Annotated in this window: 10 protein-coding genes; all 10 read left to right on the top strand. The window is 48.8% G+C overall.

Annotation, left to right across the window (positions count from 1 at the left end):
• Positions 1 to 5: 5 nt before the first annotated feature.
• The 10 genes from dapA to AC58UU_RS13575 all read left to right on the top strand — a co-directional run bounded on the left by dapA (position 6) and on the right by AC58UU_RS13575 (position 15,980).
• Positions 6 to 899 carry a 4-hydroxy-tetrahydrodipicolinate synthase gene (gene dapA, locus AC58UU_RS13620; protein WP_497316413.1) on the top strand — a complete coding sequence of 298 codons (894 nt, stop codon included), beginning with the start codon at positions 6 to 8 and terminating at the stop codon, positions 897 to 899.
• A 19-nt stretch (positions 900 to 918) separates the two neighbouring features.
• Positions 919 to 1,860 (top strand): dihydrodipicolinate synthase family protein, encoded by a 942-nt coding sequence (locus tag AC58UU_RS13615; RefSeq protein ID WP_497316411.1) that lies wholly within the window; start codon positions 919 to 921, stop codon positions 1,858 to 1,860.
• A 92-nt stretch (positions 1,861 to 1,952) separates the two neighbouring features.
• Complete coding sequence (locus AC58UU_RS13610; RefSeq protein ID WP_497316409.1) at positions 1,953 to 2,591, top strand: SGNH/GDSL hydrolase family protein; 639 nt, start codon at positions 1,953 to 1,955, stop codon at positions 2,589 to 2,591.
• Positions 2,592 to 2,787: 196 nt separating this feature from the next.
• Positions 2,788 to 5,496, top strand: a complete 2,709-nt coding sequence (locus tag AC58UU_RS13605) for a family 78 glycoside hydrolase catalytic domain (RefSeq protein WP_497316407.1) — start codon at positions 2,788 to 2,790, stop codon at positions 5,494 to 5,496.
• Positions 5,480 to 6,250: an SDR family NAD(P)-dependent oxidoreductase gene (locus AC58UU_RS13600; protein WP_497316814.1), complete on the top strand. Its 771-nt coding sequence runs from the start codon at positions 5,480 to 5,482 to the stop codon at positions 6,248 to 6,250. The genes AC58UU_RS13605 and AC58UU_RS13600 overlap by 17 nt, the downstream gene beginning before the upstream one ends.
• 36 nt (positions 6,251 to 6,286) lie before the next feature.
• Positions 6,287 to 7,591 carry an alpha-L-fucosidase gene (locus AC58UU_RS13595; protein WP_497316405.1) on the top strand — a complete coding sequence of 435 codons (1,305 nt, stop codon included), beginning with the start codon at positions 6,287 to 6,289 and terminating at the stop codon, positions 7,589 to 7,591.
• Between the two features lie 31 nt (positions 7,592 to 7,622).
• Complete coding sequence (locus AC58UU_RS13590; RefSeq protein WP_497316403.1) at positions 7,623 to 10,334, top strand: hypothetical protein; 2,712 nt, start codon at positions 7,623 to 7,625, stop codon at positions 10,332 to 10,334.
• A gap of 26 nt (positions 10,335 to 10,360) precedes the next feature.
• Positions 10,361 to 12,736 carry a glycosyl hydrolase family 95 catalytic domain-containing protein gene (locus AC58UU_RS13585; RefSeq protein WP_497316401.1) on the top strand — a complete coding sequence of 792 codons (2,376 nt, stop codon included), beginning with the start codon at positions 10,361 to 10,363 and terminating at the stop codon, positions 12,734 to 12,736.
• Complete coding sequence (locus tag AC58UU_RS13580; protein WP_497316399.1) at positions 12,733 to 13,716, top strand: sialidase family protein; 984 nt, start codon at positions 12,733 to 12,735, stop codon at positions 13,714 to 13,716. The genes AC58UU_RS13585 and AC58UU_RS13580 overlap by 4 nt, the downstream gene beginning before the upstream one ends.
• A gap of 110 nt (positions 13,717 to 13,826) precedes the next feature.
• The gene (locus AC58UU_RS13575) at positions 13,827 to 15,980 is read left to right on the top strand and encodes an MGH1-like glycoside hydrolase domain-containing protein (RefSeq protein ID WP_497316397.1); all 2,154 of its coding nucleotides are present in this window, start codon (positions 13,827 to 13,829) and stop codon (positions 15,978 to 15,980) included.
• The last annotated feature ends 16 nt before the right edge of the window (positions 15,981 to 15,996 follow it).

Below are 15,996 nucleotides of genomic sequence, written 5' to 3'. Positions count from 1 at the left end.
ATACGATGTTAAAGCCCTCTGGCATCATTCCCGCTATGATCACCCCTTTTGACGAAACTCAAAACATCAACGAGTCCGCATTGCGACAATTAGTCCGCAGGTTCGCGGGTGCAAACGTTCACGGTCTGTTTTGCCTCGGTACCAATGGGGAGTTCTTTACTTTGACTATGGAGGAAAAGCTGCGAGTTGCCGAGATCGTTATAGAAGAAGCGCAAGGACAACTTCCGGTTTATGTGGGCGCAGGGTGCGTCGGAACAATGGAAACGGCCCAGTTGGCTGCACGCTTGGAACAAATGGGAGCCGATGCGTTATCGATAATCACTCCCTATTTTTTGACGTTTACGCAGCAGGAGCTGATCGGGCATTTCCGTACGGTTGCGGAAGCGACGGCACTGCCTATTATTTTGTATAACATTCCGGCGCGGACCGGCAACTCCCTTTTACCTCGGACGGTCATGGAGTTAAGTAAAGTGCCTAACATTGTTGGAATTAAAGACAGCAGCGGAAGTTTTGATAACATTTTGCAAGTTTTAGAGCTGTGCGAGCCGGATTTTGCTGTACTAGCAGGGACCGACTCGCTCATTTTACCGACACTGATGGCTGGCGGACACGGAGCCATCGCCGCAACAGCCAATGTATTCCCGGAGGTCGTCAGTTCCATTTACGATTTATGGAAGCAGGGTAAACCGGAAGAAGCCGAATTGTCGCAGCGAAAGCTGCGTGCTCTGCGCAGTGCGTTCTCACTGGGTACCCTGCCGTCCGTTTTGAAGGAAGTGATGAACATGATCGGTTTGCCGGCGGGAGAACCGCGACTGCCGGTTCAACCTCTCACTTCGTCAGCCAAAGGGGAGCTGAGAATCGTGATGGATCGATATATGAGTGAAGGCATCATAAAATGATCAGGATGAGGTGTTGAAGATGAAGGATGTAAACATTCCGAATGGGGTTTGGCCAACGATGCTGACCCCGTTCACGAATTCCAACGAAGTGGACTATGGCGCATTAGGACAATTGGTCGAATGGTATATTGCCCAAGGTGTTCACGGTCTTTTCGCGGTCTGCCAATCGAGTGAAATGTTTTACTTATCATTGGAGGAGAGAGTTGCGATCGCGCGGTTCGTTAAGGAAAAAGCTTCTGGCCGTGTGCCGGTGATAGCTTCTGGCCATATCTCAGACGGATTCGATGAACAGGTGGAAGAGCTTCAGCGGATGACTGGCACGGGAGTTGATGCGGTCGTGTTGGTCAGCAACCGGCTTGCCGGGCCGGAAGAATCGGACGATGTGTGGTTGAACCGGGCCATGCAGCTGCTGGATCGAGTGCCGGATGTGCTTTTTGGTATTTACGAATGCCCATATCCTTACAAAAGGCTGATGACCCCGAAACTGCTCAAATGGTGCGCAGAGACGGGCAGGTTTGGGTTTCTCAAGGACACGAGTTGCAATCTTACACATATTGCCGAGAAAATCGATGCGGTGAAAGGAAGTCCATTGAAAATATTCAATGCTAATTCTGCAACACTGCTCGAATCGTTACGTTTGGGCGCAGCCGGCTTCAGTGGCGTGATGGCCAATTTTCACCCCGAGCTGTATGTACGTCTGATGGAGTGTTGGGATTTAGAGACCAATAGGGCAGAAATGATACAAGCGTTTGTCGGACCAGCGTCCTTGATCGAACTACAGATGTATCCCGTCAATGCGAAATATCATCTACAAAAAATAGGCCTACCCCTAGCGATTCAATGCCGAACCAGAGATTCTAGTGCTTTCAGAGAGAACCAAAGGTTTGAGGTGGAGCAGCTGGGTGCACTATATCATCTGTTCAAGCAGCAGCTTTTGACAAAACAAAATGTAAACGTTTGAGAAGAACGGCTGATCTTTTGGGGAATTCGATGCTGCTGCCTGTTTGACTCAAGGCAGTCGATCAGGGAGTTAAAATACGAGGAGGTGTTACAGTGCCGTTTAAAGCTAAGGACAAAATCGTATTTATTGGTGACAGCATAACAGACAAAGGAAGAAAAAAGGACCCCTTGAAGCTGGGCTCGGGATATGTACGGCTGCTGCACGATTATCTCACTGCGGTGTACCCGAAGCTGTCGTTAAAAATAATCAATGAAGGTGTATCCGGAAACCGCGTGATTGATTTGGAAAAAAGATGGAGAATCGACGTAATGGATCACCAACCGCAGTGGGTTTCGATTTCTATCGGCATCAATGATGTATGGCGGCAATTGGATTCGCCAGATGCGGATCAGGTGTACCCCGTCAAGTTCGAAGCGGTGTATCGCAACCTGCTGGATCAAACGAAACAAATACCCAATTGTCGTACGATTCTCATGCAACCTACGGTGATCAAGGAGTATCCTGATTCTACAGGGACCCAGTTACTGAAGCCTTACGTGGACATTGTCAACCGTCTGACGGAAGAATTCAATGGCATCCTTGTGCCGACGCATGAAGCATTCATCGATTTCTTACAGTGTGAAACAGGTCAGGACTTAACGACTGACGGCGTACACATGAACACGCTTGGAGATATGCTGATGGCCACAACTTGGCTGAAGGCGGTTACAGGTACCCCAAACAAAAATTAGCTTTTGCTTTATTCAGACTGCATGCCATTCACTATGGATGCAGTCTTTTTCATGACTTTTATCAAGAGATTCATGGAGAGGTGGAAGGCGTCGCCTATAAAATAGGTGAATTTGCCCTATAAACGAAAGTTGAATTTTAGATACACTTGACTCAAGTATCCCGGTAAAGTGAGTTTGTCTATAGGAGGAGAGGACTATGAAAGTTTCTGAGCTAAAAACGGAATACATCGAGAATCCGTTAGGCATTGTTACGACCGTTCCCCGCTTAAGCTGGATTATGGAATCGGAAGAATACGGTCAGGTCCAATCGGCCTATCACGTATTGGTAGCATCTCGTCCGGAACTGTTGAATGAGAATAAAGGCGATCTATGGGACAGCGGAAAGGTTGAGTCCGACCAATCGATCCATGTCTCTTATGGGGGAACACCTCTAGAATCAAAACGGGTTTATTATTGGCAGGTCAGGGTTTGGGATAAACGCGATATCGTGTCTGAGTGGAGCAGGTCGGCTCATTGGTCGATGGGTATTCTAAACCAAAATGAATGGCAAGCATGCTGGATTGGCAGAACAAAACCTCAGAACACAGAGCTTTTGCCATCTCCCTATATGAGAAAAACATTCCGAATCGAAAAGCCGGTCCGTCAGGCTTTCATTTATGCAAGTGCTTTGGGCTTGTATGAACTGCACATCAACGGTGAAAGGGTTGGGAGAGATTATTTTGCCCCTGGGTGGACAGATTACAATATCAGGGTACAGGTTCAGACCTACGACGTAACGGCGTATCTGATTACCGGAAGTATGGCTCTAGGTGCGATCCTAGGCACAGGATGGTATGCCGGTCACGTGGGAATGTTCGGTCCGAACAGATACGGAGACAACCCATATCTGCTCCTTGAGCTGCATATCGAATATGAGGATGGTTCCAATCATGTTGTTGTGACCGACGAATCATGGAAAGCGTTTGCAGGTCCAATTCTGTATTCAGATTTACTAAAAGGCGAAAGCTTTGATGCCCGTCTGGAACCGAAGGGTTGGAGCTTGCCGGGATTTGATGATGACTCTTGGGAGACGCCTGTCGTTTTGGAACGTTACGAAGGGATTCTGACCGCACAAGTAGATCCTCCTGTTCAAGTCATGAAGGAACTACTGCCGATCAGCATGAAGAAAACACCCCGTGGCTCTTACCTATTTGACATGGGACAAAATATGGTCGGATGGGTTCGTCTTCAAATTGAAGACGGGCAAGAGGGTCAGGAAGTTACTGTCAGCTGCGCGGAAATGTTGAATGAAGACAATACGTTATACACCATTAATCTGCGCGAAGCCGTTCAGCAGGAGACATACATCTTGAGAGGAGATAGGGAGGAATGTCTGGAACCTCACTTTACTTTTCACGGCTTCCGGTATGTGGAAGTAATAGGATTGACGAGTTCGCCCACGCTGCAAACGGTCATCGGCAGAGTGGTTCATTCGGCTACGCCGCAAACGGGTTGGTTAGAAACTTCCAATGTCATGTTGAATAAGCTTCTAAGCAATATCGAGTGGGGACAACGTGGCAATTTTCTCAGTGTGCCGACGGACTGTCCGCAGCGTGATGAACGGCTTGGTTGGACGGGAGATGCGCAAATTTTTGCTCGTACGGCCAGTTTTAATATGGATGTCGGACGCTTTTTCAATAAGTATATGATCGATGTAATCGATGCCCAGCGTCCTTCAGGAGCTTTTCCTGATGTGGCGCCGGATTCCGGCTGGGAAGAGTTTAAGCATAATCATGCGGAACTTAACTGGCATGCTCCTGACAATGGCGGATGGGGGGATGCGGGGGTTATTATTCCTTGGACCGTTTACCAGGTGTATGGCGATCAAAGAAATTTGGAAGAATGCTATCCGGCAATGGTCAGATGGGTGGAGTATTTACAAGCGAACTCGGTGAACTTGATCCGAACGGGTTACTCGAATTATGGTGATTGGCTCTCCATCCATGCGGACACGCCAAAAGACGTGCTCGATACCGCTTATTTCGCCTACAGCACCTTACTGTTGTCCAAATCTGCGAAGACGCTTGGCAAGGAAGAAGATACGCGTAAATACGCGGATTTGTTTGAAAGGATCCAACAAGCTTTCACGGAAGCGTTTGTGGATGAGGCCGGACGTATCAAAGGAGATACGCAGACCGTATACGTACTTGCACTTAAGATGAACCTACTGACAGAAGAGCAGCGCAAACTTGCAGTTCGACATTTGGCGGGAAATATTCAGCTCCACGGTAATCATTTAACGACAGGTTTTCTCGGCGTCGGGTATCTGCTTCCCGCTTTAACCGAAGGGGGGAGAGAAGATCTTGCTTACACCTTGCTCAATCAAGGTACTTTCCCTTCTTGGCTTTATTCCATCAAGCATGGAGCTACGACCATTTGGGAACGATGGGACGCCTGGACAGAAACAAACGGATTCCAAAATCCGGGTATGAATTCGTTTAATCATTACTCATTGGGTTCAGTTGGCGAGTGGATGTATCAAAATATTATGGGGATCAACACAGACGAGGACAGACCGGGTTACAAGCATATCGTGATCCATCCCCGACCGGGCGGCGGGCTCCATTTTGCCAAAGGCGAATTTCATTCTGTATACGGCAGGATCCGAGTAGAGTGGAAATTGGAGCGGTCGTTGTTCATTTTGAAAGTGCAAATTCCTGTGAACACAACGGCCACGATTTATGTGCCGGGTGCCGTCATGAATGAGGATGGGCACGAAACCGAGGGAGTTCATTATTTAGGGACAGAATACAACAAATCCGTTTACAGCGCCGGTTCAGGAAGTTATACATTCATTTCTCGGTGGACAGATGTTGGATTGAGTCTGGGAGCGGAGACAAGTGTCACACATGAGATTGGAGCGTAAAGTAGCTGTTGTTACCGGAGCTGCTTCCGGTATCGGAGAAGCCGTCGCACGGCGATTCGCCGAAGAGGGAGCCTGCGTGATCGTCAATGACATTTCCGAAGAGGGAGTGCGTGTCGTCAAAGAGATCGAAGAAGCAGGTGGGAACGCCTTGTTTGTCCGAGCCGACATTCGCGCCGAAAACAGCGTAATGGCATTGATGGAAGCCGCCAAAACATATTTCGGTGCCCTGCATATTCTCGTTAACAACGCCGGGGTTACTTGCAGTACGAATGTCGTAACGGCTGACGAAGCAGCTTGGGATCACGTGATGAATTTGAATTTGAAAAGCGCGTGGTACTGCTGCAAGCACGCAATTCCGTTCATGATGGAACAGGGTGGAGGCAGCATTGTCAACATCGGCTCGACCCATGTTATCCGTACGCAACGAAATCATTTCCCTTATCACTCTTCCAAAGCAGGCATGCTTGCGATGGCCCAAGGAATTTGTGTCGATTTCGGAGGTCAGGGAATCCGTGCGAATACCATTAGCCCGGGGTATATCGAGACCCCGCTTGCCGAGACCTACATACAGTCCTTTTCGAACAGAGAACAGAAGTGCAATGCCATGCTGGCAACACACCCTATCGGGCGATTCGGTAAACCGGAAGACGTGGCGAATGCGGCCGTTTTTCTTGCTTCTGATGAAGCGGGATTCATTGCCGGAGCGAATCTCGTTGTGGACGGTGGCAGGTCCGTGCTACAGGTCTTCGATTAAAGATCGAACGGTTAATCATAACAAGGGAGAGAGACTATGACATTCGAAGTTGAGAAAACCGCAGGAGATAGTGAATGGTTTACACATGACCGATTCGGAATGTTTATCCATTGGGGACTATATTCGCTTGCAGCTAGGCATGAATGGCTGCAATCCCGGGAAAAATTGAGCGGGGAACAGTACAGCCGAAAATATTTCAAAAGATTTGATCCCGATTTGTACGATCCCGATCTTTGGGCACAGCTCGCTTCTGACGCGGGCATGAAGTACTTCGTGGTGACGACGAAGCACCATGAGGGCTTTTGCTTATGGGACAGCAAGCTCACCGATTACAAAGCACCGAACTCGCCGGCCGGCCGTGATGTGTTAAGACCGATGGTAGACGCGTTTCGCAAACGCGATATGAAAGTCGGCTTTTATTATTCGCTGCTCGACTGGCATCACCCCCATTATACGGTTGATCCGAAGCATCCGCTTCGCTTCGATCCCAATCGTATCGCCGGGAACACCACGCTGGACTTCGCCAATTACCGGAACTATTTGTACGGACAAACGAAGGAATTGCTGACGGATTTCGGACAAGTGGATCTGATGTTTTATGATTTTTCATTCCCTGAAGAAAACGGGTTGGCGGGCAAAGGCAAGGAAGATTGGGGCAGCGAAGAGTTGGTCCGGATGATCCGGACCCTACAGCCGAATATTTTATTGAACGACCGCTTACAGGTTGGGGGCGATATTACAACTCCTGAACAGTATATGCCGACCAAATGGGTCCAGGTAAACGGTAAGCGCGTCGTATGGGAAACATGCCATACCTTCAGCGGTTCGTGGGGCTATCACCGTGAAGAAGAGTCATGGAAGAGCGTTGAAGTACTAATCAAAATGATGATTGATGTTGTCAGCAAGGGAGGCAATCTTTTGCTGAATGTTGGCCCTACCGGACGTGGTGAATTCGACGAGCGTGCGATTGAACGATTGAAGGGAATGGGAGAATGGATGAAGCGGCACAACCGCTCTATATACGGATGTACACAGGCTCCGGAAACGTTCGAATGCCCCGAAGATTGTCGGTTAACCTACAATCCGCAGATGAATCGCATGTATTTGCATGTATACAGTTGGCCGTTTAAAAATATCCATCTTCACGGATTCGCAGGCAAAGTGGAATATGCTCAATTTCTAAACGACGCATCGGAAATCAGATTTAAGGAAGGTTTTGTGCCAAGCGGTATTGATAATGGAGCCTTCAAGGAAGGGCGAGATGAGCATACAGTGACGTTATCGCTTCCTGTCAAGAAACCGAATGTTACGGTGCCGGTCATCGAACTATTTTTAAAATAAAGCAAAAAAGAATGGAGGTTGGGTAAAAACGATGAAAGCTATCACTCTTGGATACGCACCCAATCCTGCCCCGCGGGTGGAAAATGGCATCCGGCTGCTGAAACAAGCATTGCTGGACTACGGATATGATGTGAAAGTTGAAGAAGTGTCCTGGACGTGGGACAGCTATCGGTCAATAACGGGAAGAAAAATCTTTGTGGGAAACCGCAATGAATCTGAATTGCTGCGGCAGTTGGAAGAACGTGACGTACTCCTGTATCATACGGAAGCTCCGGAAGGAGAAGGATTCTATATTGCCGCTTTGCCGGGGAATCTGATGACGGTTTCCGGGGGCAGCGATTCTGGAGTTCTGTACGGCTGCATGGAGCTTGCGCAGCGTGTTCGCACTGCAGGGCTTCTGCCCGAAGATATCGCCTATGGAGACGCTCCGCACTTTGCGCTGAGGGGACCGGCGATCGGACTGCAGAAAACAACCGTCGAACCGCCACGTCAGACGTATGAATATCCGATTACCCCCACGCGATTCCCCTGGTTTTACGACCGGTCATTGTGGCAGGATTTTCTCGACATGCTGCTGGAACAGCGGTGCAACATCGTCTATTTGTGGGCTGGCCACCCCTTCTCCTCGTTAGTGAGATTGGCTGATTACCCGGAGGCGCTTGAAGTTACGGAAGACGAGTTTGCACTGAACGTTGAAACATTCCGTTGGGTGGCGCAAGAAGCGGATCGGCGGGGCATATGGCTCGTATTGAAGTTCTATAATATACATATTCCGCTTCCATTTGCGGAGAAGCACGGGTTGAAGCTGCATCAGCCGAAGCCGCTACCTATAACAAGTGATTACTATAAGCAATCGATCGCCGCTTTTGTCCGAACTTTCCCTAACGTGGGGATGATGGTCTGCCTTGGGGAAGCGCTGCAAGGACAGATTTACGGAGTGGAATGGTTTAACGAAACGATTCTTGCAGGCTTGTTGGAAGGACTTAAGGATTCAGATGTGAAGGAAAAACCGCCGATTATTCTACGTTCACACGCGATAGAGCCACAAAAAGTCATTGAAGCGGCGCTGCCTCTGTATCCGAATCTGTATACGGAGGCCAAATATAACGGCGAATCGTTGACTACGTATACGCCACGCGGCAAATGGCAGGATATTCACAACCGTCTCGGCTCGCTGAAAACGATTCATATCGTCAATGTACATATACTTGCTAACCTGGAACCTTTCCGCTACGGGGCGCCTTCGTTTATCCAAAAATGCATGCAGGCGGCCAAATATCGGCTGAAAGCGAACGGGCTTCATCTGTATCCGTTGTTTTTCTGGGATTGGCCATTTTCACCAGATTTGGCACAGCCTAGGCTGAAACAATTGGATCGCGATTGGATTTGGTTCACAGCCTGGTTCCGTTACGCTTGGAACCCGGATCGCGATCCAGCAGCCGAAAGGCATTACTGGATTGAAGTGCTTGGCAACAGATACGGCAGCCCGGAAGCAGGCGAAGCGATACTGGACGCATACGAAGCGTCCGGAGAATGTGCGCCCAAGTTGCTGCGGCGGTTCGGCATTACCGAAGGCAACCGTCAAACGATGAGCCTGGGGATGACCATGAGTCAATTGACGAATCCGGAACGGCACATGCCGTGGCCAGATTTATGGGAGTCCCAGTCGCCTCAAGGTGAACGACTGGAGGAATATGTGATCCGGGAGTTGAAAGGCGAACCGCACGTCGGAGAGACGCCGCCGGAAATTATTGCTGATGTCAGTAGGCATGCGAAAGATGCGGTGCAAGCGATTGAACGGGCGCGCAAGTTGGTGAAACGAAACTGGGATGAATTTAATCGCTTGTTCGATGACATGCATGCGATTCATCATATGGTGCAGGTGTATGTGCATAAAGTCCGGGCGGCACTGCTAATTTTGACCTACAAGCATACGGTTTTCGGGGAGTTTTTCAAACAATTGGAATGGTTGGAAGAAGCCGCTGATCAGCTAGAGAGCAGCTTGAATAGCTATCGACTGCTGACGGCTTTGACGGAAAAGTCATATTTATTCGCCAACAGTATGCAGACGCCGCAGCGGAAAGTTCCGATCCGTAATGGTCTTGAATTCAAGCACTGGACGGGGTGCTTGCCAGTCTATGAGTTAGAGTTGGAACGCTTCCAGTTCCATCTGAATGAATTAAAGTCAGGCACAATGCCTGAGGCGCTGAAGAACATGAAAGAACCGATTGTTCCATGCCGGGAGGTGCCGTTCACATTGCTGTCCGGTAACGCGGAAACATTCCTAGTTGAGAAAGAAGCACAAGTGTTTATGGATGGGGATATTCACATCGTCGGTTGTGCGGAAGAGCTGGATGGTTTGACGGGAATCCGATTCAGCCAAATGGAAGCGAGTCTGAACGGAGTAACGATCGATATCGAATTACATCAGCCATCCAAGGTGTTGATCGGATATTTCAATTCGAAGGATGAGCAGTGGCTCCAAGTCCCAAGCTTGGAGGAAAACACACACGCGGACGACTTGGGCGGGTATGCTCCGGTATTGCAAAAAGGATTGCGTCTATACGCGTATCCGTCTGTCAATGTCCATACGTTTCGTTACGAAGCAGGACGGCATTCGCTTGATTTCGGCAAGGGAGCTTACTTGGTTTTAGGCGTCGTACCTGCTGATCTAGAAATTCGACCAAGGAATGTCGAGCACAAAAATGATGGCATCAACACATTGGATTGGCTGTATGAGTAAGTAATCGACAGATGGGGAGAGAGTCTATGTCCGAAAAGAGATCCACACTCTGGTATACTCAGCCGGCCAAGGATTGGTTCGAAGCGCTACCTATCGGCAACGGCCGGTTTGGCGGTATGGTGTATGGCGGTACGGACCGAGAACACATTCAATTGAACGAGGACACGCTTTGGTCGGGGGAACCTCGGGAGACGGTTCGCTATGATGCGGAGCGGCATTTGGACCCTGTGCGTGAATTGATATTTTCGAAGAAGTACGCAGAAGCGGAGCAGATTATTGAACAGTACATGGAAGGGCCGGATATTGAGTCCTACATGCCTCTCGGGGATTTGGAGCTTATCTTTGACGAAGAGGGCGAAATATCGAATTATCACAGGGAATTAGATCTGGAAGCTGGAATTGTACGGGTGCGTTACTGTCAAAATGGTGTTGTCTTCACACGTGAAGTGTTCGTATCAGCCGTTGATCAAGTGATGGCGATACATTTGCACAGCGAGAAAAAAACCAGTTTTACTGCCATCCTTCACAGCCCGCTGCAGTTTTCCGTACGCAAAACTTCTGTAGACCGGGTGACGCTCTCCGGCCGCTGCCCGTATCATGTTTTGCCTAACACGGTCAAATCATCCGATCCCATTCACTATGCCGAGGGGAAAGGAATCGGTTTCGAAATCCACCTTCAAGCAGCAGCGGAGAGCGGAAGGGTGGAAGTCAGCGGTGGGCGGATTCGCTTCAGCGGGAAAGGATCGGTTACTCTGCTGTTGGCCACCGCTACCAGCTACAACGGCTTCGAGAAAGATCCGGTCGTACTGGGCAAAGATCCTTCAGACTTGTGTGTTCCATGGCTTACGAATGCTGTACGACTGGGGTACGATCGTTTGAAAGAGCAGCATACGACCGAATACGCCGAACTATTCGGCAGAGTTTCTATCGACATTGGCGACGGAGGGGAAGACAAAAGCATTCTACCTACGGATGTCCGCATTCAGGCAGTCAAAAATGGGTATAACGATCCTGGACTCGCAGCACTTTTCTTTCAGTTCGGGAGATATTTGCTTATATCCAGCTCCCGTCCTGGTACGCAGCCGGCGAATCTGCAAGGCATTTGGAACGATAAGATCCAACCACCGTGGTGCAGCAGCTGGACAACAAACATTAATGTTGAAATGAACTATTGGCCGGCGGAGGTCGGCAATCTTGCGGAATGCCACCGACCGCTGTTTGATCTGATCGAAGACTTAAGGATCACAGGCCGGAAAGTGGCCAGTATCCATTATCGCAGCAGGGGATGGACCGCGCATCACAACATTGATTTGTGGCGTACGGCGACACCGGTAGGTGGATCGCCTAGTTGGGCATTTTGGCCGATGGCCGGCGCTTGGTTATGCCAACACTTGTGGGAGCATTACGCTTTCAGCCAGGATGAACAATTTCTCAAACAAGCGTATCCGGCAATGAAAGAAGCCGCGCTGTTTTGTCTGGACTTTCTTATCGAGGATCCGAATGGCTATTTGGTCACCTGCCCGTCTACTTCCCCTGAAAATTTCTTCATTACCCCGGACGGGCAGCGAAGCAGCGTAACAAAAGGAACGACGATGGATTTGGCGCTAATCAATAGTTTGTTTGCCCGCTGTATAGAAGCCAGCCGCATTCTAAACCTAGATTACACGTTTAGGGGACAACTGGAAACGGCATTGAGCCAAATCCCCCCGTTCCGAATCGGAAAATTCGGCCAGCTGCAGGAATGGGACGAAGACTTCGAGGAGTTGGAACCGGGACACCGACACATCGGACATTTGGTCGCTCTTCATCCACTGGATCAAGTTACACTTCATGGACAGCCTGAACTGTTCGAAGCCTGTAGGAAAACACTCGAACGTCGTCTTGCTCATGGCGGAGCGCACACGGGCTGGAGCTGCGCTTGGACAGTCAACTTTTGGGCGCGGTTGGGTGAGCCGATAGAAGCACGCCGATTCTTAAACGACTTGCTGGCTGGGCTGCACCCCAATATGATGAATGCTCACCGGCATCCTAAGGTGAAGTTGAATATTTTTCAAATTGACGGTAATTTTGCCGGTATGTCAGGCATTGCGGAAATGCTGCTGCAAAGCCACGCCGGAATGATCCGTCTCCTCCCTGCCTTACCGCCCCAGTGGCGCCGTGGTAGCGTGAAGGGATTGAGAGCCCGTGGTGGGTTTGAAATCGACATGGAATGGGAGGATGGAAAACTATCACGCGCCTTCATTAAGTCGATTGCCGGTAAGAAGTGTCGGCTATTGACCGCTCAGCCGGTTCAAATCCTTCTGAATGGACAAATCTACCGTTCGTCTAACGACAAGTCGGTGTTTGAAACAGGCGAAGGATTCTATTACGAAATCGTTCCTATATCGGAGGTTAAAGGATGAGATATGTCAATACCGTAAAGGAATTCATTTTTGAGGAGGAGAGACCCTTCCTCAGCTGTCACGCATCCACTTTGGAACTGCTGCCAGGGGGCGATGTGATTGCCGCATGGTTCGGGGGAACACGAGAGAAAGCCGGAGATGTTGCGATTTGGATATCACGAAGGGGAGACCGGGGATGGACGCCACCCGTGAAAGTGGCGGATCAAGAGGATGTACCCCATTGGAATCCCGTCCTTTTCCGAACGAATGAAGGCATTCTATTCCTTTATTATAAAGTCGGAACCAGTATTGCCGAATGGGAAACAATGGTTATTCGCTCTACGGATAACGGAAATACATGGACGCCTCCGGTTCCTTTGGTTGAGGGGGATAAGGGAGGAAGGGGTCCCGTTAAAAACAAACCGATTGTACTGCACGACGGAACGATTGCGGCCCCTGCTTCACTGGAACCAGCCTGGGATGTATTCGTCGACCTCTCGTTCGACGGAGGAGAAACCTGGACTCGCAGTGAAATCGTCCCTTTGGAACATAGCCGTATAAAAGGAAAAGGCATTATTCAGCCGACCTTATGGGAATCTACCCCTGGAATCGTGCATATGCTCACCCGAAGCACCGAAGGGACTATATACCGGAGCGATTCGACGGACGGGGGAAGAACGTGGTGTCCTGCGTATCCCACCGAATTACCCAATAATAACAGTGGGATTGATCTGGTGAAGCTTAACAACGGCACAATTGCGCTGATCTACAATCCTACTCGACCGGAGAACGGGAAGAATAAGGGACCGAGAACGCCGCTCGTCATTCGGCTTTCTGGGGACAACGGCCTTACATGGGAAAATGAAATTGTGCTGGATGAAGGTGAAAAACAGTATTCCTATCCGGCTATAGTTGCAAGCGGTCTTGACCTATATGTGACCTATACTTGGAAGCGTGAACGCATTGCCTTCTGGAAAATCACACTTGCAGATTTGGCATGATTGACCTATAGATTGAGCGGATAACCACCATCAATCTCTTAGATGAATTCGATATAATAGACATCGTAATATAATACACCCATAAGTAGTTATGGGATGGGAGGTCATCCATGCCAGCTGGCAGCCGATTGGACGAAAAATTGCGCGCGGGAAAAAAAGCGCTTCGTACGCTCCCCGGTGCACTCTTGCTCGGTTCGACCGGAGCGCGGTTGTGGGCCGATTATTTGGATCCCGTACCTGGTTTTTCTGGACGGTTCGATTTTATTCATAAAGTGAATATTCCTTTGTTGTTTAAGATAACGAACAATTTGGAAGAAAGCTTTGAGCCGTGCCATACCGAATGGTTTCCGAGTCACTTGTTCATGGCATATACAGGTAATCGTCTTTCATTGGTTGAACGCAAGTTCATCTCTTGGAACGATTGTGCAGTTTCCTGTCAGACTTGGACGAATCGAAGCAGCGAGGAACTCGTATTACGATTGGAGACGTATGGAGATGCGTTCTTGGAATACAAAGGGAATTATCTATATGGAATGTTTAACATCGAGCATTACAGCTTTGATGTCACAGGTGTAATTGCCGTCAGCGATCCCGCATTGCTCGAAGAAGTGCGTTTGAAACCAGGAGAATCCAAAGCGATTATCGTCTCGGCAGCATTCGGAATTTCCGGACAGGATGACACCGGCTTGCTAAAGGAACGGGCTTCGGCGTATGCAGAAAGCGGTTACACAACGGATCAGGTCATAGAAAATCAGAGTAATGAGTATCAAATCTGGTTTGAAAAAACACCGACATTTACCAGCAGCGACCCTGTGTTAAACAAGACTTGGACCTATCGTTGGTTTCTGCTTCGGCACAATTTGGCCGATCCACAGTACGGTCACTTGTCCTATCCATTGTTTTACGAGGGAAGATCTCATAAAAAAAGTAAAAAGCCCTTCAGCAAAGGGGGGTGGGAGTTCAGCAAGCTGATCAATCTGTCCGTTCCCCTGCATATTATGGATGCCAGATGGTACCACGATCCAGTATATGGCGAAGGTCCATTCCTAAACATGAAGAATGCTCCAGGAGAAGACGGCATGTTTAGTTGCTTGACGGTAGATACCATCATGCATTCGTTTGCTAACTTCTCTTGCTGGGCCGCCTACAAACTGTATCTCGTACATCGAAACACCGAAATGATATCCGACATACTGCCTGCCATGAAATTGAATGTTTCGGCATGGAACCGTGTGAATGGTAACGATCAGGATCATTTGATGATCGAATACAAACATACTCGGACGGGAAAAGAATATCAGCCAAGTTATTGGTATTTCCACCAATTTCCGAAGAATCCGAAAGACAAGGCAACCTACACTCATCTCAAAAGGGTGGATCGCGCCGTCTATCACTATCTGAACACGCTGGGCATTGCTAAATTGTGCGAGGTTACGGGTGATGCGGAAGCAGAAGAATTTTATCGACAAGCTGACAATATCAAGCAGGACATTCTTGACAAAATGTGGAATGATGATACAAAGTTCTTTTACGACCTTCATTATCAGACAGACGAGAAAGCGTTTGTCAAAAATATTGTCGGGTTTTATCCCGGTTGGGCGGAAATCCTTGACGATCGTTTCAATGGGATGATCGAGCATCTGTTCAATGAACAGGAATTTCATACGAAGTGCTCGTTCCCGTCTGTTTCCATCGATTGCCCTGCCTATTCGAAAGAAGGGGGCTGGATGGGCCATTTTGTCAAAGGAAGGAACGGCTGCGTCTGGGACGGTCCGACCTGGCCTTATACCAATTCGATTGCGCTCGATGCGCTCGCAAAGGAAAGCAAGCGAAGAAATCATCAATTCGATCGTCAGTTTGCCTATTATCTGCGCGAATATTCGTTTCTCCATTTTATTCAAAGGGATTTAAACCAACCTGGTCTTGTTGAGCATTACAACAGCGCAACGGGGGAACCGTTAAGTGACGAACAGGAATACAATCACTCTTATTATATCGATCTGTTGATTTCACATGTGGCGGGATTATCTATTGAAAAAGAGGGGGTAGTCCTAGATCCTCTGAATACGGGATTGGATTATTTTTGCTTGGACCGTGTTAAGATAGCTGGCTCGGAAATACGGATCACTTACCGGAAACCGAATGTGTCCTCAGATATTCCGGATATCGAGGAAGGCTACTGTTTGTATGTAAAAGGCAAACTTGTTTTTTCAAACCCTACGCTTTGTCGAATAGAGTTAACTTGGAAGGAAATGGATTTATAGTGAAATGGTGTACCAT

It is taken from the genome of Paenibacillus sp. JT22N1 (genome assembly GCF_059692155.1).
Note: the sequence above shows the minus strand (reverse complement) of the source record. Positions and strands in the feature narration are given on the sequence as shown.

Bases quoted from the DNA above. Each gene is read 5' to 3' on its own strand.
- AC58UU_RS13615 (WP_497316411.1), top strand. From the start codon at position 919: ATGAAGGATGTAAACATTCCGAATGGGGTTTGGCCAACGATGCTGACC.
- AC58UU_RS13600 (WP_497316814.1), top strand. From the start codon at position 5,480: ATGAGATTGGAGCGTAAAGTAGCTGTTGTTACCGGAGCTGCTTCCGGT.
- AC58UU_RS13605 (WP_497316407.1), top strand. From the start codon at position 2,788: ATGAAAGTTTCTGAGCTAAAAACGGAATACATCGAGAATCCGTTAGGC.
- AC58UU_RS13590 (WP_497316403.1), top strand. From the start codon at position 7,623: ATGAAAGCTATCACTCTTGGATACGCACCCAATCCTGCCCCGCGGGTG.
- AC58UU_RS13580 (WP_497316399.1), top strand. From the start codon at position 12,733: ATGAGATATGTCAATACCGTAAAGGAATTCATTTTTGAGGAGGAGAGA.
- AC58UU_RS13575 (WP_497316397.1), top strand. From the start codon at position 13,827: ATGCCAGCTGGCAGCCGATTGGACGAAAAATTGCGCGCGGGAAAAAAA.
- dapA (WP_497316413.1), top strand. From the start codon at position 6: ATGTTAAAGCCCTCTGGCATCATTCCCGCTATGATCACCCCTTTTGAC.
- AC58UU_RS13595 (WP_497316405.1), top strand. From the start codon at position 6,287: ATGACATTCGAAGTTGAGAAAACCGCAGGAGATAGTGAATGGTTTACA.
- AC58UU_RS13585 (WP_497316401.1), top strand. From the start codon at position 10,361: ATGTCCGAAAAGAGATCCACACTCTGGTATACTCAGCCGGCCAAGGAT.